Origin of the sequence: Chitinophaga skermanii (assembly GCF_003259335.1) — a bacterium.
In the GTDB taxonomy this organism is placed as follows: Bacteria; Bacteroidota; Bacteroidia; order Chitinophagales; family Chitinophagaceae; genus Chitinophaga; species Chitinophaga skermanii.
This window is the reverse complement of record NZ_QLLL01000004.1, coordinates 350,379-374,149: the sequence shown is the minus strand read 5'-3', so window position 1 is coordinate 374,149 and position 23,771 is coordinate 350,379. Positions and strand designations below refer to the sequence as shown.

The 23,771-nt window shown below is 42.8% G+C and carries 19 protein-coding genes; 1 reads left to right on the top strand and 18 read right to left on the bottom strand.

Features of this window, described 5'->3' with window-relative positions; translation table 11 throughout:
• Positions 1–56: 56 nt before the first annotated feature.
• From LX64_RS12230 to LX64_RS12185, 10 genes are all read right to left on the bottom strand, one after another.
• Complete coding sequence (locus LX64_RS12230; protein WP_111597934.1) at positions 57–938, bottom strand: cupin-like domain-containing protein; 882 nt, start codon at positions 936–938, stop codon at positions 57–59.
• A 218-nt stretch (positions 939–1,156) separates the two neighbouring features.
• Entirely contained in the window at positions 1,157–2,119 is a 963-nt protein-coding gene (gene ftsY, locus LX64_RS12225) for a signal recognition particle-docking protein FtsY (protein ID WP_111597933.1), read from the bottom strand.
• 191 nt (positions 2,120–2,310) lie between these two features.
• The gene (locus LX64_RS12220) at positions 2,311–2,484 is read right to left on the bottom strand and encodes a DUF4295 family protein (protein ID WP_111597932.1); all 174 of its coding nucleotides are present in this window, start codon (positions 2,482–2,484) and stop codon (positions 2,311–2,313) included.
• Positions 2,485–2,570: 86 nt separating this feature from the next.
• Positions 2,571–2,753 carry a 50S ribosomal protein L33 gene (gene rpmG, locus LX64_RS12215; protein ID WP_012790733.1) on the bottom strand — a complete coding sequence of 61 codons (183 nt, stop codon included), beginning with the start codon at positions 2,751–2,753 and terminating at the stop codon, positions 2,571–2,573.
• Between the two features lie 32 nt (positions 2,754–2,785).
• Positions 2,786–3,022 (bottom strand): 50S ribosomal protein L28, encoded by a 237-nt coding sequence (rpmB, locus tag LX64_RS12210; RefSeq protein ID WP_111597931.1) that lies wholly within the window; start codon positions 3,020–3,022, stop codon positions 2,786–2,788.
• Between the two features lie 201 nt (positions 3,023–3,223).
• Entirely contained in the window at positions 3,224–3,811 is a 588-nt protein-coding gene (locus LX64_RS12205; protein ID WP_111597930.1) for a carboxymuconolactone decarboxylase family protein, read from the bottom strand.
• Positions 3,812–3,890: 79 nt separating this feature from the next.
• Positions 3,891–4,448 carry a peroxiredoxin gene (locus tag LX64_RS12200; RefSeq protein ID WP_111597929.1) on the bottom strand — a complete coding sequence of 186 codons (558 nt, stop codon included), beginning with the start codon at positions 4,446–4,448 and terminating at the stop codon, positions 3,891–3,893.
• A gap of 535 nt (positions 4,449–4,983) precedes the next feature.
• A complete protein-coding gene (locus tag LX64_RS12195; protein WP_111597928.1) occupies positions 4,984–5,895 on the bottom strand; it encodes a serine hydrolase in 912 nt (303 codons plus the stop codon).
• An 89-nt stretch (positions 5,896–5,984) separates the two neighbouring features.
• On the bottom strand, positions 5,985–7,916 hold the full coding sequence (locus LX64_RS12190) for a DUF3857 domain-containing transglutaminase family protein (protein ID WP_111597927.1): 1,932 nt from the start codon (positions 7,914–7,916) through the stop codon (positions 5,985–5,987).
• Positions 7,916–9,937 (bottom strand): DUF3857 domain-containing protein, encoded by a 2,022-nt coding sequence (locus LX64_RS12185; protein ID WP_111597926.1) that lies wholly within the window; start codon positions 9,935–9,937, stop codon positions 7,916–7,918. The genes LX64_RS12190 and LX64_RS12185 overlap by 1 nt, the downstream gene beginning before the upstream one ends.
• A 97-nt stretch (positions 9,938–10,034) precedes the next feature.
• Between LX64_RS12185 and queG the strand changes: the two genes are divergently transcribed.
• Positions 10,035–10,961: a tRNA epoxyqueuosine(34) reductase QueG gene (gene queG, locus LX64_RS12180; protein WP_111598152.1), complete on the top strand. Its 927-nt coding sequence runs from the start codon at positions 10,035–10,037 to the stop codon at positions 10,959–10,961.
• Positions 10,962–11,570: 609 nt separating this feature from the next.
• On the opposite strand, the gene LX64_RS12175 is transcribed toward queG, so the two are convergent.
• The 8 genes from LX64_RS12175 to LX64_RS12140 form a co-directional block, all read right to left on the bottom strand.
• Positions 11,571–12,899, bottom strand: a complete 1,329-nt coding sequence (locus LX64_RS12175; protein WP_111597925.1) for an MFS transporter — start codon at positions 12,897–12,899, stop codon at positions 11,571–11,573.
• A gap of 21 nt (positions 12,900–12,920) precedes the next feature.
• On the bottom strand, positions 12,921–14,327 hold the full coding sequence (uxaC, locus tag LX64_RS12170; RefSeq protein WP_111598151.1) for a glucuronate isomerase: 1,407 nt from the start codon (positions 14,325–14,327) through the stop codon (positions 12,921–12,923).
• A gap of 67 nt (positions 14,328–14,394) precedes the next feature.
• Positions 14,395–15,912, bottom strand: a complete 1,518-nt coding sequence (locus LX64_RS12165) for a tagaturonate reductase (protein WP_111597924.1) — start codon at positions 15,910–15,912, stop codon at positions 14,395–14,397.
• A gap of 25 nt (positions 15,913–15,937) precedes the next feature.
• Positions 15,938–16,972: a pectinesterase family protein gene (locus LX64_RS12160; protein WP_211324799.1), complete on the bottom strand. Its 1,035-nt coding sequence runs from the start codon at positions 16,970–16,972 to the stop codon at positions 15,938–15,940.
• The gene (locus tag LX64_RS12155; protein WP_111597923.1) at positions 16,969–18,873 is read right to left on the bottom strand and encodes a glycoside hydrolase family 88 protein; all 1,905 of its coding nucleotides are present in this window, start codon (positions 18,871–18,873) and stop codon (positions 16,969–16,971) included. The genes LX64_RS12160 and LX64_RS12155 overlap by 4 nt, the downstream gene beginning before the upstream one ends.
• A 3-nt stretch (positions 18,874–18,876) precedes the next feature.
• Positions 18,877–20,520 (bottom strand): glycoside hydrolase family 28 protein, encoded by a 1,644-nt coding sequence (locus LX64_RS12150; protein WP_211324798.1) that lies wholly within the window; start codon positions 20,518–20,520, stop codon positions 18,877–18,879.
• Positions 20,521–20,616: 96 nt separating this feature from the next.
• On the bottom strand, positions 20,617–21,957 hold the full coding sequence (locus LX64_RS12145; protein ID WP_111597921.1) for a pectate lyase: 1,341 nt from the start codon (positions 21,955–21,957) through the stop codon (positions 20,617–20,619).
• A 25-nt stretch (positions 21,958–21,982) separates the two neighbouring features.
• Entirely contained in the window at positions 21,983–23,758 is a 1,776-nt protein-coding gene (locus tag LX64_RS12140; RefSeq protein ID WP_211324797.1) for a RagB/SusD family nutrient uptake outer membrane protein, read from the bottom strand.
• Positions 23,759–23,771 lie beyond the last annotated feature (13 nt).

The following is a 23,771-nucleotide window of genomic DNA, read 5'->3' as shown; positions in this document are numbered from 1 at the left end:
GTATTTATGTTGTTTACAGTTTGTTAAAACCCTTACTGGACAACGTTTTCCGCCGACTAAGAAACTTGTCGTTGATGCATAGCTCTTTCGGCCCGCTTATGGGCCATCTTACGTTTATAATGATACCACCACTCCGGTGCTAACTTAATCATGATGTTGTTCATATTTCGTAGTCCTAATATATGGTATAACCCGTTCAGCTTCCCTCCCAGCGTATGATCCAAGGCCCGCAAGCTCATGGCAAAGCCACCATCCAAATACTCCATATGATGCCAATATCCACCCGGCATAAACATCGTATCACCATGTTCTAAGATCGCCGTATATCCTTTCGCATAATTGAGCGCCGGAAATCGTTCGGTTTCCAAACTATCTGCCCAATTCACAAAATTAGCAGCACTTTCTACCGTATATGGCATCCGGTAGATAAACTCGCTTTGGCTATTTTCTAATAGTAATACCCGCTTACGGCCAATGAACTGGGTATGGATGATGTGCGACATATCAATGTCGTAATGCATATGTGCCACCGAACCAGCCCCACCTACAAACAGCATGGGGTATTTTTTGAGAAAGCCTTTCATTAAGCCATCGGGCCAATTAAAGTCTTCCACCAATTGCGGGGCATGTTGGAATATATTGAAGAGGAAAATGCGTAATTCTACCGGCCCCGCCTGGATCATATCCAGGTAATCGCCGAAGGCGATGTAATCGTCGGCACCGTTTACCAAGGTTTTTGCGCCTGCGCGGGTATTATTATATACGCCCACGGTTTTATCTCCTACAATCGACTTGAAATAATCCCAAGTCCATTTATCTAAGGCTGGCCATTGTTTCGATAATCCACTGATGATCAAAGGCTTCCTAGGTTCAAAGTAGTTTTTTCTAAAATCAATCGCACTTATATCTTCAACGCGGTCTATTGGCTGAATATGCATATCTGCAAAGTGTATTAAAAGATGAGATAAAAAACTTAACTTTTTCAGAGGGGTTGTTAGCAATAGGCGGCATTTATCGTGCCAACAACACTAATATAATTCAAAAAGCCGTCTCTACATGATAGAGACGGCTTTTTTCAAAAGTTAAATTTTCAAACAACTCCATATATTACAATTGGGTTTCTGAATTGTTTAACCTGGTATATAATTATATACTGTTAGTTTTTTAAGCTGAAGAGTGAATCCACAAACTCCACCTTGTCAAAGATTTGGAGGTCTTCCATTTTCTCACCCACCCCAATGTATTTCACAGGGATTTTGAAGTTATTGGCAATGGCCAGTACAACACCGCCTTTAGCCGTACCATCTAACTTCGTGATAGCCAATGCACTTACTTCGGTAGCTGCAGTAAATTGTTTAGCTTGTTCGAGAGCGTTCTGGCCGGTTGAGCCATCCAAAACCAGCAACACTTCATGTGGCGCATCAGGAATAATTTTATTCATCACGCGCTTGATTTTGCTGAGTTCGTCCATTAGGTGGATTTTGTTATGTAAACGACCGGCAGTATCGATAATGATCACATCGGCACCTTTGGCTACCCCGCTTTGCACGGTATCGAAAGCAACCGAAGCTGGATCGGAACCCATGGGTTGTTTTACGATAGGCACACCAACACGTTCGCTCCAAATGGTAAGCTGGTCAACCGCGGCTGCGCGGAAGGTATCGGCAGCACCTAGGAGTACTGATTTACCGGCTTTTTTGAAATTATAGGCAAGTTTACCGATGGTGGTAGTTTTACCTACCCCGTTTACGCCCACCACCATAATTACATAAGGCTTTTTACCGGGTGGGATTTCGAAATCGCGGTATTCAGTTTGGGGAGCATCTACGAGGATATTGGCAATTTCTTCTTGCAATAACCTGTTCAACTCGCTCGTACCCAAGAATTTATCACGTTTAACGCGGTCTTCAATACGTTCAATGATCCTGACGGTGGTATCAACCCCTACGTCGGCACTCACGAGCGCTTCTTCCAGGTTATCTAATACTTCTGCATCGACGGTTGATTTACCGGCAATCGCTCTACCAATTTTAGAAAGGAAACTTTCTTTTGTTTTTTGTAGCCCCTGGTCCAGGCTTTCTTTCTTTTCCCGGGAAAACAGTTTATTAAAGAAACTCATACTATCGAATTTAAGCCGTATACTTTAAGCCATCGCTAACAAACAGCGGCTAAATGAGCGTCTAAATTAGTGAATAAAAATGTAAAGGTCTTAAAAACCTTTATAGGCTTATGCGAGGAGGATATATAAAACACAAAAAGCCGTTCACCTCTGGCGAACAGCTTTTATGCAGTATGATTAGTAAAGCCGAATTACTTTTGATTAATATACTCTTGCACTTTATCCTTGTGGATAATTGCTTCTTTAAAAGTATAAGCACCGGTTTTAGGTGAACGAACTGCTCTAACTACTTTAGTCCAGTTTTTCGCGTCCGCTGCTGCTTTCGCATCTTTTACTTTCGAGTTCTTTGAAGCTGCTTTTGCCATTGTTCTTAATTGAAATGGTTTTTTACTTAGTTAATGTTGAATGTGCTACCGGTACATTGCCGGTATTTCTTCGTTAAACGATTAACCTATTTAATTTCCTTGTGAACAGTAACTTTCCTTAAAATAGGATTGTACTTTTTCAACTCCAAACGCTCTGGAGTGTTTTTCTTGTTCTTAGTGCTGATGTAACGAGAAGTACCGGGTTGGCCAGAAGTTTTATGTTCTGTACATTCCAGTATCACTTGCACCCTGTTACCTTTTTTTGCCATTGTATATACAAATTATAATTTGATATCAAATATTAAATCGCTTGACCTGCTTCGCGCAATTCTTTAACAACTGCGTATAAACCACGCTTGTTGATTGTTCTGATAGCATCTGAAGATACTTTCAAAGTAATCCAACGATCTTCTTCAGCCAAAAAGAATCGTTTAGTCTGCAAGTTGGGCAGAAATCTTCTCTTAGTTTTAATATTCGAGAAGGAAATATGGTGACCTGTGATCGGCTTCTTTCCTGTCACCTGACATACTCTTGCCATTTTCAAAAAAATTTTGGAATGCAAATGTGAGATTTTTTTAGACAATAATCAAATAATGTGAGAAATATTTATCCACATCTTGAAAATATTACCTAAAAAACCCCGCTTTTGCTAGGTTAGAAAATAGAGGGCTTAATCAATTTTAAGTTACATCAACCAGTATAAGACAATAATAACCAAGGAATTAAATCGACTCTCCCCTTACAATAACACCGCAAAGCTACGTAAAACTGCGGTTAAACGAACAGCATCTAAAATTCTTTGTTGCTCGGTACCATGTTTTAATAAGGCTTCTTCATGACTAGTAACGCACATCTCGCAACCATTTACCGCCGAAACCGCCAAGCTCAACAACTCGAAAAATTCTTTGCCCAATACAGGGTTCGCCATAATGCTCATACGAATACCCGCCGGTGCCGCCGAATAAAACTCTTTATTCACGAAGTGACGGAAACGGTAATAAATATTATTCGCATTCATCAACGATGTAGCGCTAATTACTTCCGCAATTTCTTTCGCATTCGCGCCTTCTTGGGTAGCCAACGTAGTGAAAGCTGCTTCTAAAGCCTCGTTCTTCTCGTTCACTGCCACCGCCAAAGCCAATAAATAGGCTTCCTTCTTTGTCAACGTAGCTGCATCTAACGAATTGCTAACATTGATTTTCAAATCTTTCAAATATTTAGCGTCGGCATCTGCCAATGCTTGAAGTTTCGTAGAAACGTGTTCGTTGCTCAAACCAACTAGCGCAAGCAATTGGTGAACAGTATCTAAAGTACTTGTTGCAAACATTTCTTATTTCTTTAATATAATTAGTAGAAAAAAGGCGGTACGCCATTACCCGCTAAGCGTGGAACGTACCGCCAATAAATTAAGCTACAACCAAAGTAGCTTCACCTTTTTGCCAGTTGCAAGGGCAAAGCTCGTCAGTTTGTAATGCATCTAATACACGTAAAACTTCTTTCACGTTACGACCTACTGAAAGATCATATACAGATGTCCAACGAACGATACCTTGTGGATCAACTACGAATGTTGCACGGTAAGCAACTTTCTCCTCTGCTTCCAAAATACCTAATTCGTCGGCCAAAGATTTAGAAGTATCCGCCAACATCGGGAATTTCAAACCTCTTAAATCTTCGTGATCTCTTCTCCATGCAGCGTGAACGAATTCGCTATCAGTTGAAGCACCGATCAAAATCGCGTCGCGGTCAGAAAAATCTTCAGCGTGTTTGTTAAATTCAGCGATTTCTGTAGGACAAACGAATGTGAAATCCTTTGGCCACCAGAACATAACCATCCATTTACCAGTAGCTTTTACCTTCTCTAATGTAATGTCTTCAAATTCTTTGCCTTTTTCGATAGATACAACTGCCTTTTTGTTGAATTCCGGGAAGCTAGCACCTACTGATAATACTGCGTTTTTCATTCTATATCGATTTATTGATTTTCAATCCTTTCTCGTCTTTTTTCGACAGCGCAAAGGTGATACTCAATCACATAAAAATCAAATAGATTTTTTGAATTCAACATATCGACTTTATCTATACTAATTTAATTTTCAATAGATTAAATTAAGAAGGCAGGCTCTACCATGGCCAGTTTCGGAGGATTACTCTAGTCAACATATAGACTTATAACAAAAAACAAGCATACAAACTGCAACCTTTTGGCACAGTATTTAGTTATAAATAGTAGAGAAAAAAATTGATAGGATATGAAACTCAGACATGTACTTTTAGCTATTGTAACGATTGGCCTCGCTTTGATCCCGTTCATCAAAAACAGCATCAATAAAGAAGATGAATTCGACGCTACGCAAGATCTATTCATCTAGTTTATTGACATATGAAAAATGAGATCGGTAAGCATCTAACCGCAAGGTTGAACCCATTTGAAGACAAATTTTCAAACACGGTGTGTCATCATGCCCTTTTCATGCTAACCAGCTTGGACCATCACGATTAGTATTGTTCCGCTAAGGAACCAACCCCTTGTTGCCCTTTGGGTTCATAGTATTTCCAAAGCAAGGCGGCTACTTGACGCATCAATACCCACGCTTCGTTATTCCGCTCCCAACGTTGATCTGTATTGTTTTTTGTTTGTAAACAATACACGTAATCGCCATGCGGGGCATTGACGAGTATAACTTCCGACCTAGACGCATCTACCATCCCATTTTTCGTTGCCGTACGCACATTCGCAGGCACCATTACTGCCCCCTCGGTATCCCAGAAATTTCTTGTCAAATTCCGGTACATCCGCTCGCTGGCAGTTTTATTAATCACTTTTCCTTGGTAAATACTCTTCATTAAGGTAGCCATTTCGCGGGGTGTTGTTTGCCCCCAACCATACAACTCGCGGTTTGCTTGGCGACCGGGCGTCCTGGAGTTTACCCGGGTATAGGTATATCCATGTTCCCCCAACCAGTTATTGATCGATTGCCCACCACCGGCAAGGGATTGTAACCACAAACTCGCCGTATTATCACTCATTGTCAACATCAACATCATTACTTTACTCAATTGAATCTGCTCACTATCTTTAAACGAACCCAGTATATCCTCACCTTCGTATAACAACGAATCGCGGTATACCAATGCTTGGTGGTAGGTAAGGCTGTCGTGCGCTATTTTCTGGAAGATACCCACCATAATAGGTATTTTAACCATGCTGGCCGTTGGAAACACCGTATCGGCATTTATCTGCACAATTTTGCCCGTGGAAAGGTTTTCTACATAAATTCCCGCCCTTCCTTGGAACGAGCGAAGCAAGGGTTGCAATTGCTCCGTTAATTTACGGTCGATTTGCTGGGCTTGGGCGCTCGAAACGGCTACCCAACTAAGCAATAATAACAATAGGCTGCGCGTATTCATATAACTATGAATATAATGGATTTTCCATAAATCAAAAACGGCCGCTCACAAATGGAGCGACCGCCTTTTATCTCATATAAGCAATTGTCTTATTCTTTCTTCACCAACACTACGCGTGCTGCATCTGCATCCGTGATAGCATTGATAAAATTAACATAAGCCGGGTAATCTTCCGCCGGGAAATTCCCGCTCTTTCGTTGCTCGGATCTTACAAGCACCAATTTCATGTCTTTCACTTCCACATGTGCCTTGTACTCGCCAAACTTGGTAGAAAGTGCTACAGGGCTTGGTAACGATTCTAATACATACCCCGCCGGCAAGTCAATTTGAACAGAGTCCATATCATGGAAGTTAAGACGCAAAACCAGTTCTTCTGTACGTGGCTTCGTAGGTGTTTTTAAATAGTTCCGGTTCTTACTGATCATATTCGGCACAATAAACAAACGCTTGCCACTCGCCGATACATAATTCAAGGCTTTTAATTCCAACAACTCTTGTAGCTCAGGAATTGATGTGCCATTGATGATGTTGTATTTGAACTTCGTCACTTCATAAGAAGGCAAATCAATGTCTTCTTTCAAACGGTTCAACTGTTGCTCTTCGGACCTACTGTGAATATACTCGTATAAGCCTTCTTGCTGCAATCCAATATATCTCGTATTTACATTCAGCTCTACATCGCTATTATTGATAATCTTTGCAGATACGGAACGCACAAGGGCATTCTCCTTCGCTGTATATGCAGGCGTATTCACTAGTACACCGCCATTCGGAGTAACTAACAAGGCCGGGCGATTGGCCGTAAAACTACCCAAAAAGCCGAATTGCTTCGTTTGACTCGTACATTCTAACCAAGTAGTATCTTTCGCAGAAAACGGGATACATAAAATCATATGGTTGAATGATGAGCTGGGGAAGTCGGCCTTCGTACCCACGTAATACTGATCGGCATATATAGCTGCACAATAAGAAGGAATATTCACTTCCTTCAACATCGCCATCATATAGTTAGATAAAGCCTTACAATCGCCGTAATTATTCTTGGCTACCGATAAAGCATCGAAGGTTTGTAAACCACCAATACCTAGTTGAATACTGATATAGCGGGTATTATTCTGCATAAAACGATATAATATCGCCGCCTTTTCTTTCGGGTCGCTTATTCCATCTGTTAACTCGTGTACTTTTTGCTTAATATTGGGTGGCAATACATCGCGACCGGCATTCAATTCATATAGAAATTTACCGAAACCCAACCAATCATTTAAGTTGCCGGTATAATTACCCATTTCGAAATCGGATGGCGACACCATGATAGAAGGCACCCTATCTTTTAAAGGCTTAGCATACGATTCTTCTGGCACTGCTTCGAACTGCTCTAAGCTGTAGGCGTAGGTTTTAGTACCCTTTTCCTCCCAAGTTTTCAAATCCCCTTTAAGCGCTTGCTTGCGGAAGTTAAGCTGATAACCGGCAGGTACTGTAATTTCGTAACTAGACGATTGCACCGAACGGCGGGCATCACTTACCGCGCGCCATCCAGGTATAAATAAGCTAGTATTGATTTTATATTCAGATTCTACAACTATGGTATATGGGTAAACATTGTAATAAAAATTAAATGTTTTAATACGCTCATCACTAATTAATGAACTCCCATCTACCCCGCTAACATCACTTAGTTCACTTTGTTTTAGCTTCCGTACCAATTTACCATTAGCATCGTATAAAGCTGCCCTTACATTGCGTAACTCCGCGTTTTTAGAATACCTGTACACAATTTGTGCATCATCCTTCGCCGATTCATTTAAGATCGTGAAAGCCATGCGGGTTACTTCCCTTACATCACGTAAGTTATTCATTACTACCGAAGTGTAATCGTATCGAATAACAGCATCGGCATTCTTTAATAAGCCGGGCGGTATTTCACTAACGGCTAAATTCACTTTACCCGGATCTTGCCCCAATAAAGTTGTACTACAAAAAGTGGCTATGAGGAGAGATAATAGTCTTTTAAATTTCATTAGGCTTTCTTTTTCAGTACCAATTGTTCCGCTTGCTTCTTCACGATTTCATCGAAAAATGCACGCAAAGTAACATAGTCTTCCTTCGCGAAATTGGCCTTGTTAAGTTTAATACGGGAACGCAATTGAATAACGCCATTGTCTTCCGCTACGAAATACTGGAATACGCCCGCATTATCTTCTAAGCGAATCATCGACGATGTTGGCATTTCTTCTACTTCATAGCCTGCTGGTACTGTAAACGTAAGGCTATAAGTATTATCGATGGTACCATTCATTTCTACAGGATAAAAACGGTCGAGACTTTTGAATGGGTTCGATTCATTTGCTTCGAATAACATAGGGTTGAAGTATAAAACCGGTGCATTTTTATCTTGCTTCCATTTTACATCGAAGCTTAACATCAACGACTCTTCATATGTTTTCAAGCGATCGACCCTTACATTACTTACTTCCGTTCCTCCTTTTGCGCTTACAAGATCATTCGCTAGAAAATCTTCTCCTTTTTCTTTGATTAATTCACGGTAACGGTACGATTCTGGGTAACTGGGTACTTGTTGAATAGAACCTACCATGCCACTGCCATCTTCTGCGGGGATCAAAATAACACTGGTAAGCTTTTGTAAGCGTAACGAATCTGGATCGAAACTAACAGGGTCGGCCTCCTTGTTCATTACCCTTGCATGACCATTATATACTTCTGGATTCAATTTATTGAAGCCCAAATAAGGGTAGCTACCGTCGATATAATAAATTTGATCGTTGGCAATTACTTCTACCACCGTGCAATTGAATTTCTCCATTAATGGATATACTTCGTAGGTTTTACCATGGCTACGGGTACTTAACAAAACTGGGTTGGCCTCAATTTTGGCAGCACGAAGCATGGCTACTAACAAGAGGTTAATTTCAGTAGAAGAACCTTTTTTCGACTTGAAGGTTTCGCGGAAAGTGTGCTGTTTGAATAAATACCCACGATCACTACATACAAAGTTGTCGCGTACGTAAGCATGTATTTTCATCGCTTTTTCAAGCGGCGTTTTAGCACCTGCAGTTACTTGTTCTACTGTTTCATCTAAGAAACCATTACCTTTCTCTAATTCAGCACCATACATTTCTCTTTTCAACATGTTTTCGCTAAAGCTGGCCCAAGTAGATAATACAGGCCTATACGGCTGGTTCGGGTAACGTGTAGCGGATAATTGAAAAGAGATTTTCGATATGTGGTTCTTAGTGGTAGTGGTATACATTTCTTCCTTCAACATGGGCACATCTTTCATCACGAAACGGTGATTGGTAACACCGGCGTCAACACTGGCTGTTGAACCTGCAGCGGCCCCGCCACTTGAACGAATATTGTAGTTTTTACGGGTATTCTCCTTATCCTTTAAGTGGAAAGGGATATAGCCTTGTGTTAAGAAGATGAATTCGTAGAATTCTGGGATGGCCACGGTATACTCGCTCCATAAAGTGGGCGCTTCCAAGCTCTGGAACTCCCAATTCGGGATGTCGAAGCTGAATGGAGAACGGATGGTGTAAGTGAATTCAATAATAGAACCTTCCTTTACCGCGGGCATGGTAAATTTCTTTAGGCTAATTTTATCGTCGTACTTATCGGTAAAAACAGTGTTACTGTTTAATTCCGTTTTCACGATTTTGTCGCCTTCCAGGTTGTAGGTAGTACCTGCAATTTTAGAAGCACGCTCTTCTTCCCCATCGGATTTAAAGATGTTAAATACAACATTCGCCAGGTCGAAACCATTCTTGTTAAGGATATGAATCCTACATTGACGTTTGAATACAATGGAAAGTCCGTCGACCCCTCCTTCATACTCGGAGCTGGCAACGTTGAGAATAATGACAGCATTCGCACTACTGTCGATCGAATACACGCGTTTTTTAAGATCATCAACGGTTACTTTACCGAATTTTACGTTGGGCTTGTCCTGAGCTTTCGCTAGGTAAGGGAACAACGACAAAAGGAGGCAGCAACAAACAAGTTGAATTTTTTGCTGAAACATAGTAGGTTGTTTGAAAATGGGATAATTTTGCCGAAAATTAAATGATTTTATCAAGATAAAGTAGCGTTTTGCTACATATCACACAAAAACGTTATTGTTGTTACAAATCGAAAAAAATACCGTATACATTAAGCAGCGTACCAAGGAGCTAGGCTTTGATTACTGTGGCATTTCGAAAGCAGAGGAGCTAACGGAAGATGCTTTTCGCCTAGAAGCATGGCTGAATAAGGGTATGCATGGTAACATGCAGTACATGGAAAATTATTTCGATAAACGTATAGATCCACGAAAATTGGTGGAGGGCGCACAGTCTGTAATAACTTTATTGTTGAATTATTTTCCATCACAAGTACAACAACCAAATGCACCCAAAGTGGCTAAATATGCCTACGGAAAAGATTACCACGAAGTCATCAAAGCCAGGTTGAATACGCTGTTGGAAGATATAAGAAAAGTAACAGGCAATATTTCGGGCCGGGGATTTGTTGATTCGGCCCCCGTATTAGAAAGAAGCTGGGCCAAACGCAGTGGCCTAGGCTGGATTGGTAAAAATGGCAATATTATACATAAACAAGCCGGCTCTTTCTTCTTTATTGCCACCCTTATTGTAGATATTCCCTTATTATACGACGGCCCCGTGGCCGATTTTTGTGGAAGTTGTACCCGCTGCCTCGACGCATGCCCTACAGGTGCCATTGTATCTCCTTCCGTAGTAGACGGTAGTAAGTGTATTTCTTACTTCACTATTGAACTAAAAGAGCAACTCATCCCCAACGAGATGCAAGGCAAGTTCAAAGATTGGATGTTCGGTTGCGATGTTTGCCAAGATGTATGCCCTTGGAACCGCTTTGCGAAACCCCATTCCGATGTCGACTTCACCCCCATTCCCGAAATACTCAATTTCAGCACCAAAGAATGGGAAGCCCTCACCGAAGATGAGTTTAAGAACATATTCCGCAAATCGCCCATGAAGCGTAGTAAATACGCCGGTATTAGAAGGAATTTAAAGTTTATACAAACTTAATGGGTTTGACCGTGCTGCATCTTCCATTCACCCAAATGCACTAATTTGCTCATACTGATAGTATTAAGCCATTTCCCTGCTATGATACCCATTCTCCAATATAATTATTACAGGCATCCTGTAAAGCTACCCACGTATTTCCCAGTTTACATGTAAAGCTGTTCAAAACTGGGTTTTCATACCCCGAGCCTTTGAATACCCTTTGACTTCCCTTTAACGAGCCTTTGAATACCCTTTGAAATGCCTTTGACCACCCTTTGAAAGTAGTCAACGACCCTTTAACTTCCCTTTGAAAGACTTATACCTGCCTATACCCATTAGCTACCTTCCAAGTGTTTCCCAAGTAAGTTCCATGTAATTTCAAGGTGTTTCAAGGTGATTTCCATGTAAGTTCCATGTAATTTCTATGTAATTCCATGTAGTTTGATCGTATTTACCTCGTATTACCATCGGTATGCGGTCGATATTACCCTTATGTTTACCTTATTCCCAGTCGGTAATTACCCAATCCTCCCCCATCCCAAACCTATTCCTTCCCCCCTAAAACCCAAAAAGGCCCCCTCTACAGGGGTAGAGGCGACCTTTTCTATGTATTATTTCATGTACTGTTTACACTTCTACACGGTCCATCTTCGGAGCCAGCAAGTGCATTAACAGCCAAGCCAACAGGTAGGCCGAGCCGCACAGGATAAAGATTAAGTTGTAACCGGCGGTTTTATTACCTAATTGATTAAAATAATCCAAGATGCCACCTACCAACATCGGGAACAAAATTCCCCCTACTGCACCTGCCATTCCACCAATCCCAACAATCGAACTCACTGCTTTCTTCGGGAACATATCGCTGGCTGTTGTAAAAATGTTGGCACTCCATGCTTGGTGTGCTGCGGCGGCTAAAGAAATTAAGCCTACAATCACCCACATATTACCGGCATATTTCGCGAAAATGATCGGTACTACGCTAATGGCAAATACCAACATGGCCACTTTGCGCGCTTTGAATACCGACCAACCCTTTTTAATTAAATACGAGGATAAATACCCCCCGCCAATGCTACCGATGGTAGTTGAGGTATAAATAATCACCAAGGGCCATCCCGGTTCTTTTAAGTTCAAATGGAAAGCGCTGCTAAAGTAATCGGGCAACCATAACAAGAAAAACCACCAAATAGGGTCTGTTAAGAACTTCCCAAATACAAAAGCCCAAGTTTGCCTGTATTGCAGCATTTTACCCCACGACACTTTTCCCTCCTCCGTTTCCGGGGCTGTTTGATCATCGGAATGTATATAAGCATATTCTGCTGCGCCAAGTTTCTTCGATTTAGCCGGGATTTGGTAAAAAATCATCCAACAAGCTAACCACACAAACCCCACGGCTCCCGTTACTATAAACGCTTCTTGCCAACCATAGGCCGCCAATAACCAGGGAATTAATAACGGCGCCGCCACGGCACCAATGTTGGCGCCAGAATTGAATATACCTGTTGCCAAGGCACGCTCGCGTTTAGGGAACCATTCCGCTACCGATTTAATCGCTGCCGGGAAGTTACCCGCTTCGCCCAAACCCAATGCACTACGCGCTATACCAAAGCCAAAGGTCGATTTTGCGGCAGCATGAAATATGGCTGCTATACTCCAAATCGTTACGCTGAGAATATACCCCACTTTCGTACCTATCTTCTCTATATATTTTCCAAACACTAAGAAGCCCGCTGCATAAGCCAATTGGAATGCCATGATGATTTTACTGTAATCCATCTCCGTCCAACCAAACTCTTTGGTTAACTCTGGCTTTAAGAACCCAATAATTTGTCGATCCAAGTAGTTGATGGTGGTCGCAAAGAACAACAAGGCCACCACGGTATAACGGTATTTGCCAATCGCCTGGTGTACAGGTGGCACTTCTTTCGGTGGAAGGGTGTCGACTGTTTTATTCATAACATGGAATTTTTAAGATGGCTACTTCGGCCAGTTGAAATATTGGTTGGCATTATTATAGCAAATGTCTTGTATCACTTGTCCTACCCATTTCTCGTCGTTGGGCAACTCGCCATTCTCTATTTCTTCGCCGAATAGGTTACATAAAAGGCGGCGGAAATATTCGTGGCGTGGGTACGATAAAAAGCTGCGGGAATCGGTGAGCATGCCAACGGAACGACTTAATAATCCCATGTTCGACAGGGCATTAATTTGTTTCGTCATGCCATCTTTCTGATCTAAGAACCACCAAGCGGCACCGTATTGTATTTTCCCTGCACTGCTACCATCATTGAAATTCCCGATCATGGTAGCCATTAACTCGTTGTCGGCAGGATTCAAGTTATACAAAATAGTTTTAGCTAGTTTATTATTCCTATCTAACTTATCTAAAAACTTGGCAAGTGCCGCTGCTTGGGTGAAATCGCCGATAGAATCCCAGCCGGTATCGGCACCTAGTTGTTGCATCATGCGCGAATTGTTATTGCGCAATGCCCCGAGGTGAAATTGTTGTACCCAGCCTTTTTCCCAGTTCCATTCCGCAAACTGGTACAACATGGCGGATTGGAATTTCAGTTGCTCGTTTACATCCAGTGTTTTGAAGGCACGTAACTTTTGGAAGATTGTTGCTATTTCTTGTTCCGTATAATCGGCCGCGTAAATTTGTTCAAGACCATGGTCGGATACAGAGCAGTTTTGTGCGGCGAAATAATCGTGTCGTTGCTTCAGCGCGTCGAGATAGGTTTGGAAGGAAGTGATATGTATGCCCGAAGCTGCTTCCAACTTCGTTACATAATCATTAAATACGTTCACATTTGCCACGTTCATGGCTTTATCGGGCCTGAAAGCGGGCAATACTTTTATCTCGAAACCGGATGCCTTTATTTGTTGATGTTCTTGCAAGGTATCTACCGGGTCGTCTGTTGTACACACAATCTTCACGTTCATTTTGCGTAGTAGGTTGCGTACACTGTAATCGCCGGTTTGTAATAAGTTCGTACAATGATCGTAGATGTTGCGGGCGGAAGATGCGTGTAAAATGTCTTCTACGCCAAAGTAACGTTGCAATTCCAAGTGTGTCCAATGATACAGTGGGTTGCGTAATGTATACGGTACTGTTTCCGCCCATTTCTCGAACTTCGCAAAATCGGGTTGTGCACCGGTGCAAAAGCTTTCATCTACGCCGTTTGTACGCATTGCTCTCCACTTGTAATGATCGCCGTATAACCATACCTGCGTAAGGTTCTCGAAACGCACATCGTTCGCGATTTGTGCCGGTGGCAAATGACAGTGATAATCGATAATAGGCATTTGCTTCGCATAATCGTGGTACAAGATCTGCGCAGTGCGATTGTGTAAAAGGAAGTGCTCGTCTAAAAACTTTTTCATGATCTGATATATGGTTAAGGCGATAACAGGAACGCATACACGCAACTGCTACCCCTACTAAAACAATTTAAACTTTATGGGCATGCCCTAATTGCTCGATGGCATGTACAACCCCATCTTGCAGAATCACCAATACATGCTGTAATACTGCTTCGCTGAATCCTGGGAGTACACTTAAGTCTTCATCCCACAACGCCGTGTTCGACAATACTTCATGAACAAGCGCGGCTGGTGTAAAGCCTTGCCATGCGCGGTAGAAGTAATCGGCAGCATCGTCGTTAATGGTGTAATCGTACCCGTTGTAATGGCCTGTAAACTGTTCTGCCGATTTCTTTGTAGGCTGCATGAATACTAAGTACGCCGCGAAGCCAAGTGCCATGGTTTGCGGCGGGCATTCAAATTGTTCATAGTGTTTCAACAGAATAGGTACGCAACGCATGCGTAATTTGGAAGTGTATTGCATACTGATGTTTAACCAGTAATGCTCGATATGCGGGTTGCGGAAACGGTCGAGTACTTTCTCACCGAATACATGCGCGGTAGCTAATGTAATATCGTGGGGAATACTGGGTGCGATTTCTTCCATCATGAGATGATGAATAAACCCAGCCACAGCAGGGTTTTCCATGGCCGACTTAACAGTTTGTTCGCCTGCTAAAAAAGCCAATGCGCAACTGAGTGTATGTGTACCGTTCAGTAAGCGAAGCTTTAATTCGCGGTGTTGCTGAATATTAGGGGTTACAATAACGCCCTCATCTACTGTGGCAAATGATAATATCTTCGCGATGTGTTCATCTCCTTCAATAGCCCATAAGCGGTAGTGTTCCGTCATGGTGATAAGACTATCTTTATATCCCCAATCTGTTTGCATAGCAGCTGCTTGTTCGCTCGATGGACGCCCCGGTACAATACGATCTACCAAGCTATTGCAGAAATGATTGTGTTGTTCTAACCATTCGATAAAGTCGGCCTGTAACCCGTTTAAATGTGCTAGCTCGAGTACAATCGATTCTAATATTTTTCCATTACCCGGCAACAACTCTGTAGGTACAATGACCATACCGCTGGCAGGGCTGCCGTTAAAGGCTTTGAAACGTTCATACAGAAATGCCAATAACTTACCGGGGAACGATACAGGTGGGTGCCTCCGGATATCGTCGTTCACCAGTTGAATGCCTACTTCCGTGGTATTCGAAATAATGATTTGCAATTGTTGATTATGCGCGCATTCGAGCACAGAAGGCCAATCTTGTTGCGCTTCAATTACCCGGCTTACGGATGCGTTGATGATATTTTCGTGTACAGGCCGGCCGTCTTCAATACCTCGTACACATAAGGTGTATAGGCCGTCTTGGTTTTCGAAGGCCGTGGCATCATTGCCTTGCGTGGTGCTTTTCACCATAACAATACGCCCATTAAACACACCTTGCTTGTTAGCTTTGTCGATAAAATACCCTGGTAAAGCACGCAAAAGCACACCTGTACCAAATTGCAATACTTTTTCTGGCAACTCCAATAAATCCTCCGCAGGCGCCGACATTTGCGCCGATTGGATGTTCTTCAATGTATAACGTGACAAAATCATACCCTTATGCCAATTTTAAACAGTCTTAAAGTTTTATGTTACCCGGTTTCCACTGCTGTTGAAATACCCAGTTGATATCGATACGATCCGCTTGGGGTGTACCTTTTGCAGTATTCAAATTATTTTTATGCCATGCATAATCGCCACCTGTACGATGACAATCATAGTAATAAATCCTTCTTCCCCACTGCAACACATTCGAAGTAGGCACGAGGTAAATATCCTCATCGGCCATGTTTTCATCGAACGTGCAATACAGTAAATAGAACTGTGCATCGCGGTGATAACGTCCCAACTTGAACTGGTTGTACCCTTTGAAGGTGCAATGCTTCAATACCGTTTTCGCATCTTCAAACCCGCTTCCATCGTGCCAAATAGCCGCTGTTCCACTGGTAGCTACAAACGTGCAACCTTCTGCCATAGCTATACCACGTGGGCAATAAAAATCTACCCCGCCTTCCATTACACAATCTTTGAAATAAAACATGCCGGTAACAGTTTGCCAAGGACTTACCGTATCGCCGCCATAGGCAATAAAGTGGCAACGGTAAGCTTGTAACCGCGTACCGTTCATGGTGCGCAAAGCCATTTGGTGACTGCCTTTTGTGATTTTCTTCTTAGGTGAGATAGAATCCTTTGGGCAATCGAGTACAACATCGTTGGGATAATCTTTGCCGTAGGTGTTACGAATGGTGAGGTTGATAAGTGTAATATCATTCCCATCAATATTCATCGTAGCTACACCCCAATCATCATTATGCAAGCAGCGCCAATAATCGCGGGCTATTGCTTGGGTGATGATTGTTTTATCCATGCTTTCTCCTTGTAGAATAATGTTGTGCTTCTCTATGTATACTTTCTCCGTATAAATGCCATTCTTAATAAGAATCGTTCTGGGGGTACCCGACGAATCGCTCAAACTGTTAATAGCAGCTTGAATGGAGGTGAAGTGTCCCTTTCCATCTTTCGATACTACAATAGGCCGCGTGGCCATAGCCAGGGCTGAATTAGCAACCAGCAAACAAAGCATGATATGTAATTGATAGATCAATAATTTCATTTCCCCTTCGTTTGTGCGATCAACCATTGTACGAAATCTTCGGCCGGCTTGTAATTATTCAACTCCTGTGGCAGTTTTCGTCCGTCTACATACTCGTTGTATAACCATGGGTCGCCTACGGCTACTACGGTGCCTTTGCCATACTTTGCCATAGCCATCATGGTGATACCATCTTTTACCAATAAAGGCGTAGCGCCTTGGGTAGTAGTAATGCTGGCTACTTCTTTCATATACAAAGTAGTTTGTTGCTGAAAGATGGCATGTTGTGCAGGCACTGAAATAGCGCCCATTTCGAATTGCTTACCTGTAACCCGGTTGTGCGAGTCTTCGTTGAAATGCAGGCCAAACCTTTCCGCAAGTGCATTGAAATGTTTGAACTCCATGTTACCGACATCATTACCAAGCAGTACCAGTACGCCTCCGGCTTTCACCCACTTGGCAATAACATCGGCTTCTACGGTATTTATCAATTCGGGGGAATTGGACTCTTTTGCATTGTCGGGGTCCACGATGATGTAGATATCACTATGTTGCAAATTCTTACTGGTAGGCTTTGTTTTGAGTGTTTGGATACGCGCGCCATACCGTTGGAAGATATCGCCTAATTGGCTAAACCCGCCGTTTGATTGTTGCTCCCAAGTGTAGTGGATTTGTTGGCCACTGGCGCTGTCTATTTCGTGGTTATAGAAATAATCGAGTGTAACAGTGGGTGTTGGCTTATTTTGGGTATGAAGCCAGTTGATTTCATTTGCAGCTTGGATGAAAGCGCCCATACCTTTTGCATCGTTCACTACCACTTTTTCACCCATATAATAATCGTAACTACCATCGCGGTAAGGTGTTCCACCTAAACCCGATACGGCAACTGTTCCGTGCCAGTCGTAATACCCTTCCCCGTTCTTCTGCACAAAATTCTTCACCAGCTCCACGTAGGCCTTCTCCCCTATGGCGCGGTATTTCACAGGCAACACACCTAAGCGGGTACCTTTCAAAAAGGTATAAATGAACATGGCACTAGCAGAAGATTCAAAGTAATTGCGGGCTTCACCGGGTTTATCCAAGATATTGTACCACAATAAGGAAGTAGCATGTTGATGTTTCGCAATAGTAGTAGCATACCTGTTGAGGATGGCAACCAAAGCAGGGCGTTTCGGGTGGTTGGCAGGGAAGTTTTCTAATACATCTACCAAAGCCATACCGTACCAACCCATTGCGCGCGCCCATACATGAGGACTTTTCCCTGTTTGGGGGTTCGACCATTTCTGTTCACGAGATTCATCGTACCCGTGGTACATGAGTCCTGTTTTTTGATCGATCGAGAAACGTTCCATCAGTTCGAACTGGCGAGCAATATCGTTATAGCAACTATCGGGTCCGAAATACTTGGTGTAAGCAGTATAAAAAGGCTCGCCCATGTACAGACCATCGAGCCACATTTGGTAAGGGTAAATCTTTTTGTGCCAGAAGCCGCCTGCTTTTGTGCGGGGCTGTTCTTGCAATTGTTGCCGTAATTGCTGTGCTGCCAATAAGTATTTCTTCTTGCCTGTTACTTCATACAAAGTAAGCAAAAGGCCACCGGGCATGGTATTATCAATATTGTAATCCTTCAGTTTGTAAGTACGGATATTCCCTTTTTCGTCGATGAAGAAATCCATACTCTTTTGTATATACGCGAAGTACTTGCCATCGCCTGTTTGCCGCCATACTCCCTCGATGCCACGAAGCATCACGGTTTGTTCATATGTCCATTTAGCAGGCTTACCAGGCGATGAAACAAGCGAATCCGGCCATATATGCATAGCAGTTTCAGCCATGGCTTTGCCATAGTTTACCTCTTGTGCAAATGTGGGCGTAATACCGAGGATAGTTCCACACAGTAATAATGTCTGTAAAGCGCGCATAAGTTATTGTTGCGTGAAGCTAGCTGTTGTAGCACCTTCTTCGAAAATGACTACTTGTTGTGCTTTGCTAGCATCCGTTTTTACTAATTGAATTCCTTTTGTTAATGCTCCCGATACTTTTACCAATGCCGGTACATTTGCCGGGTATTGTAAGCGTTCAATTTTCACGTTCTTACTGTCTACAATATGACTAACCGGGTTGCCTGCGGGAATAATGAGATTAATATTTGATATATCAATATTCTCCGCCGCTGTAATGTCGATACCTGCGTTAGCTTTGATAATAGTGTTTTTAATACGAATATCTTTGATACTCATTTCCGGTAAGCCGCGTACAAAAATTGCTTTTGCGGCACCGTCGCACACCACGTTTTGAATATCGAAGTGTTGGAATTGAGGAGTGGCTTCTGTTACTGGGTAAGTTACAACAGTAGGTTTCTCACGCTTTTCACCTGTAAGCGGAATAGGATCTACAGCAGCGTAGTACATATCGAACAAGATCGCTTCCCCTACAATATCTTTCATGTTTACATTATTCACGTAAATATGCTCCACAATACCACCACGACCCCGGGTTGTTTTGAAACGTAAACCAATGTCGGTACCAATGAAAGTGCAATTGTTCACGTAAATATGCTTTGCCCCACCGCTCATTTCACTGCCTACTACGAAGCCGCCATGTGCATGGTACACGGTGCAATTGTTGATATAGATGTATTGTGAAGGCATGCCCCTTTTACGACCGGCTTCATCGCGGCCCGATTTAATACAGATGCCATCGTCGCCCACATCAAACGTGCTATTATCGAGCTGTACACGCGAGCAGGATTCGAGGTCGATCCCATCCCCGTTCTGCGCGTACCACGGGTTTTTAACGTAAATATTCCGAATAGTTACATCTTCGCACATCAAAGGGTGCAAGCACCAAGCAGGTGAATTTTGGAACGTAATGCCTTCTAATAAAATGCGTTTACAACCTGTGAACACAAGTAAATTTGGACGCAGGAAATCTTTAACACTGTTGTAGTACTCGGCATTACGATCGGGTTGAATGAACCCCGGGTTTTTCTCTTGTGCACCTTTGCGTGATTTACCGGTTGGGTACCATGTTTTTTCATCAATCGATAACACACCACCACCGGCAACCAAGCGTTTCCATTGAGAAGAGGTTAGTTTATCCTTCTTCACCATGCGCCAAGCATCACCATTACCGTCAATAATACCGTAGCCTGTAATTGCGATATTCGTGGCATTATCGGCTGATATAGGCGATTGATTACGCATTTGTTCTACACCTTCCCAGTTAGCTTTTATTAAAGGGTATTGATCGAAATCGGCTGTAAACTGTAACAAGGCATTTCTTTGCAAATGCAAATTCACATTCGACTGTAACACTATAGGGCCTGTTGCCCATAAACCTTCAGGAATAACCACTACACCACCGCCGCGTTTAGAGCAGGCAGCAATGGCCGCATTAATTGCTTTTGTATTCAATTCTACGCCACCAGCTACAGCACCGTAGTTGGTAATGCGTAGGGTATCTTTTCTAAAAGAAGTGCTCGCCACTTTGGGCAATTGTTGGGCGTTTGCTGCCATGCTACCCAGCAAGCAAGCCACTAATAATCTGTATCGAATAAGTCCTTTCATAAGCGTGCGCATCAACAATTGTAATGAGTTATTTTATCTATTCAAATCGATTCGTTTACTTTTTTTACGCAATCGTTGCCGAAAACGTTTGCAAGGCTATGCTTGCTGTAGTAAACTTTCTACATATATTTCAATATTCGTGTACTGCGGGTGTAAATGGTGCCCGGCAGCGTCGTTGGGATTGTGTTTATCTAGGTGATGAGCATCTTCCCAATCATCGGGCATACCATCGTTGTCGCTATCTTTCAAAGGCGGTAAACTTTTCAATAAAGGCCAACCTCCTGCTTCTGTTTGCGAATCGATGATCCCGTTTTGTTCTTTACCCAGTTTCGGGTTGTTGTTACGTACTTCCTGCACAATCCTGGTATCGATTACATCACGTTTGTAACTGGCGCCTACCAGTTGCAATACTTGTTCGTACGCATCAGTTGCACTTTCGGCAGGAATGCTCGTAATAGGGAAAGGTAAAGTTGCTTTCGCAGCCTCTTTATCGGCGCAATGCACACCACCTGCCCAGTTGTTGTTGGTAATAGCCGGGAAACCGTCGACATAATTCCCTACAATAAAGAATTTGCCATACGGCGTATCGGCAGGGTTTACAATACGGTTGGCTACGCTTTTGCGTGTAGCGGGGCCCGCTTTGTAGTAGTTATTCACGATGTTACAATTTCCTCCTTCTCCTCCATAAGCACTATTGAAGCCCCAATTGTACAACACGTTATTGCGAAAATCTACCAACTCTTTGATCGTATCGTGTGTATACCGGGCACCACAAAAGCGCGGGTTTCTACTGGTATTATGGGCCAATAAATTGTGGTGGAAGCTCACGCTTTGTCCTCCCCAAATACCACCATACCCATGTTCACCTTTATGATGTACAGAATGCCGTAAGCTTTCGGCAATAATGCACCATTGGAGCGTAAAATGCTTGTTATCATAAAAGGAAGCACATTCATCCGTAGCCCAAGTCATGGAACAATGATCGATAATAATATTCTCGCGGCGAATGGCATTAATAGCATCATCTTCTTGTTTTGTTTCATCGCCTAAGCGGAAACGCAAGTAGCGGAGTATTACATTATTGGATTGGATCGACACCGTGTAATCCCTAATGCAAATACCATCGCCGGGAGCAGATTGCCCAGCGATGGTAAGGTTGCCTGAAGTGATTTTTAATGGTGACTTGAGTTGAATCGTTCCTGATACCGCGAATACTACGATTCTTGGGTATTTCTCCATCACGGCAGCACGTAAACTTCCTGCACCGCTGTCGTTGAGGTTTGTTACAACGATTACTTTTCCATGCCTGCCGCCTGTGGTATATTTCCCTGCACCTTCAGCCGTTGGAAAAGCCAAGGCGGGTGTTACCGTTTGTTGAACTTGTTGGGCACCGGCACAACTATAGCACGCGAGTAATATCAAAACGTATTTCTTCATCAATCCCTCCACTAGTTTAATATCCTTAGTTATGACCGTAATCTTGCGTCAATATTTTATTGGCGTCTAATACCGATTGTGGTATTGGTAACAATTCGCTCTTATTCGGCGTAAATGATTCAGCAAAATAAGTGACGAGCGTGGTGTTAATCGCCGTACCTATCCATGCTACACTCGTATAACCAGAAGGTGCAGATGTACTAGGTTTGTAATATGAATTCGACCAAATTAGTTCTGTGCTATTATTCTTGAAATACATATTCGCTGGGTAAGTATTCCATGGTGCTTTCTTAGCAGCCATATCAGCTAATGTTTGTTTCGTTTCATTCAACTTCGTAGCCAGTAAATTCCAGCGAATCAAATCATATTTACGGTGTCCTTCCCCACCCAATTCCAAACTTCTTTCTTTCACCACGAAAGCAAAGAAATCTTGGTAAGCAGTAGGTACAGTAACGGGGTCGGTATTGTTACCAAAAGCACGCTTACGTACTTCTTTCACAGCCGCAATGGCATTCGCAGTAGGACCACTATTAAGTTCGTTTTCTGCTTCAGCATACATTAACAACACATCTGAGAACCGAATAAGCGGCCAGTTCAAACCGAAGTATTGTGCTACAGATGAAATGCTTACTGGGTTCGACATCCAATCGCGGCGGAACTTACCATCCACCATTTGTTGTAATGGGCGTGCCTTGAAAGTACCGTTCGTATTAAATTCATACGGTGCACACATTACATCTCTACGTGTATCTAACGAATCGAAGCTGTAGAAGTAAGTTGGCAATACCGTTAAAGCTGCATTACCCGTGCTACCCCAACGAGGGCCGTTGTAATAACCTAGCTTGCTATCACCTGCCGCGCTAGAACCACCGGCCATACCAACTTCCCAAATAATTTCACCATACGTATCTACACGTCGTGCACACACGAAATCTTTGAAAACTGATTGATAGCTTGGGTTCAAATTATGGTCACCACGGCGATTCATAATGATTTCGCATTCGTCGCGGGCAATTTTGTAGTACGTTAAGTAATCTGCTTTGCGTTCCATTTGACGAGATTTACGCAAGGCATATCCACCACGATACAAAGCAATTCTCGCACGTAAGGCGCGTGCTGCACCTTGGGTAATACGTTCATCTTTTGTAGATGTTTGCGTACGCCATGGTAATAAATCGGCCGCAACAGCTAAATCAGCAATCAAGCGGTTATAGATGGTATCGCGGTCGGTTTTGTTTTTATATAAATCTGTTTCTAAGAAAGCAGGTTCGAAATGAGCCGGTAAATCGCCCCAGTTGCGCAATAGTTCTAAGTAATATTGCGCTCTTAGCGTTAAGGCTTCCCCGTGTAAACGACGCAATTCTTTCTTGTCGTTTTCTGTACCATTCGTGTATAAATTCATCTTCGGGATGTAATAGATACACATGTTGGCTCTTTCGATACCGTTGTACAATTGTGCAAACGGTGCTGCTAATTGCGTGTTATTAGCATTGGCGCGGTAGTGCGCAATATCCCTACGTTCGTTATCGGGGTACGGCGTACCACCTTGTCCCATCATTTCGTCGTTATCGTACGGGTAATACATACTTACACGAATACCATAGGCTTGGTCGCCCGTTAGATCGGCATAAGCACCTAATACAGCTTTTGTAGCATTGGGTACGTTATCGAATACGAAACTGGGATCGAAGGAAGAAACAGGTGTTACTTCCAAGTATTTATTACAAGAAGAGGTAAGCATTAAGTAACCCGCTAAACAAAGGGCCACCGGCTTGTATATTTTTCGCATGAAATTTTTCATAACTGTTCGTTCG

What these genes read in the sequence shown, in the direction of transcription:
- rpmG (WP_012790733.1), bottom strand. Translation starts at nt 2,753, where the DNA reads ATGGCAAAAAAAGGTAACAGGGTGCAAGTGATACTGGAATGTACAGAA.
- LX64_RS12175 (WP_111597925.1), bottom strand. Translation starts at nt 12,899, where the DNA reads ATGAATAAAACAGTCGACACCCTTCCACCGAAAGAAGTGCCACCTGTA.
- LX64_RS12205 (WP_111597930.1), bottom strand. Translation starts at nt 3,811, where the DNA reads ATGTTTGCAACAAGTACTTTAGATACTGTTCACCAATTGCTTGCGCTA.
- LX64_RS12145 (WP_111597921.1), bottom strand. Translation starts at nt 21,957, where the DNA reads ATGAAGAAATACGTTTTGATATTACTCGCGTGCTATAGTTGTGCCGGT.
- LX64_RS12200 (WP_111597929.1), bottom strand. Translation starts at nt 4,448, where the DNA reads ATGAAAAACGCAGTATTATCAGTAGGTGCTAGCTTCCCGGAATTCAAC.
- ftsY (WP_111597933.1), bottom strand. Translation starts at nt 2,119, where the DNA reads ATGAGTTTCTTTAATAAACTGTTTTCCCGGGAAAAGAAAGAAAGCCTG.
- LX64_RS12160 (WP_211324799.1), bottom strand. Translation starts at nt 16,972, where the DNA reads ATGAAATTATTGATCTATCAATTACATATCATGCTTTGTTTGCTGGTT.
- LX64_RS12230 (WP_111597934.1), bottom strand. Translation starts at nt 938, where the DNA reads ATGCATATTCAGCCAATAGACCGCGTTGAAGATATAAGTGCGATTGAT.
- LX64_RS12190 (WP_111597927.1), bottom strand. Translation starts at nt 7,916, where the DNA reads ATGAAATTTAAAAGACTATTATCTCTCCTCATAGCCACTTTTTGTAGT.
- LX64_RS12140 (WP_211324797.1), bottom strand. Translation starts at nt 23,758, where the DNA reads ATGAAAAATTTCATGCGAAAAATATACAAGCCGGTGGCCCTTTGTTTA.
- rpmB (WP_111597931.1), bottom strand. Translation starts at nt 3,022, where the DNA reads ATGGCAAGAGTATGTCAGGTGACAGGAAAGAAGCCGATCACAGGTCAC.
- LX64_RS12155 (WP_111597923.1), bottom strand. Translation starts at nt 18,873, where the DNA reads ATGCGCGCTTTACAGACATTATTACTGTGTGGAACTATCCTCGGTATT.
- LX64_RS12165 (WP_111597924.1), bottom strand. Translation starts at nt 15,912, where the DNA reads ATGATTTTGTCACGTTATACATTGAAGAACATCCAATCGGCGCAAATG.
- uxaC (WP_111598151.1), bottom strand. Translation starts at nt 14,327, where the DNA reads ATGAAAAAGTTTTTAGACGAGCACTTCCTTTTACACAATCGCACTGCG.
- LX64_RS12220 (WP_111597932.1), bottom strand. Translation starts at nt 2,484, where the DNA reads ATGGCAAAAGCAGCTTCAAAGAACTCGAAAGTAAAAGATGCGAAAGCA.
- LX64_RS12185 (WP_111597926.1), bottom strand. Translation starts at nt 9,937, where the DNA reads ATGTTTCAGCAAAAAATTCAACTTGTTTGTTGCTGCCTCCTTTTGTCG.
- LX64_RS12195 (WP_111597928.1), bottom strand. Translation starts at nt 5,895, where the DNA reads ATGAATACGCGCAGCCTATTGTTATTATTGCTTAGTTGGGTAGCCGTT.
- LX64_RS12150 (WP_211324798.1), bottom strand. Translation starts at nt 20,520, where the DNA reads ATGAAAGGACTTATTCGATACAGATTATTAGTGGCTTGCTTGCTGGGT.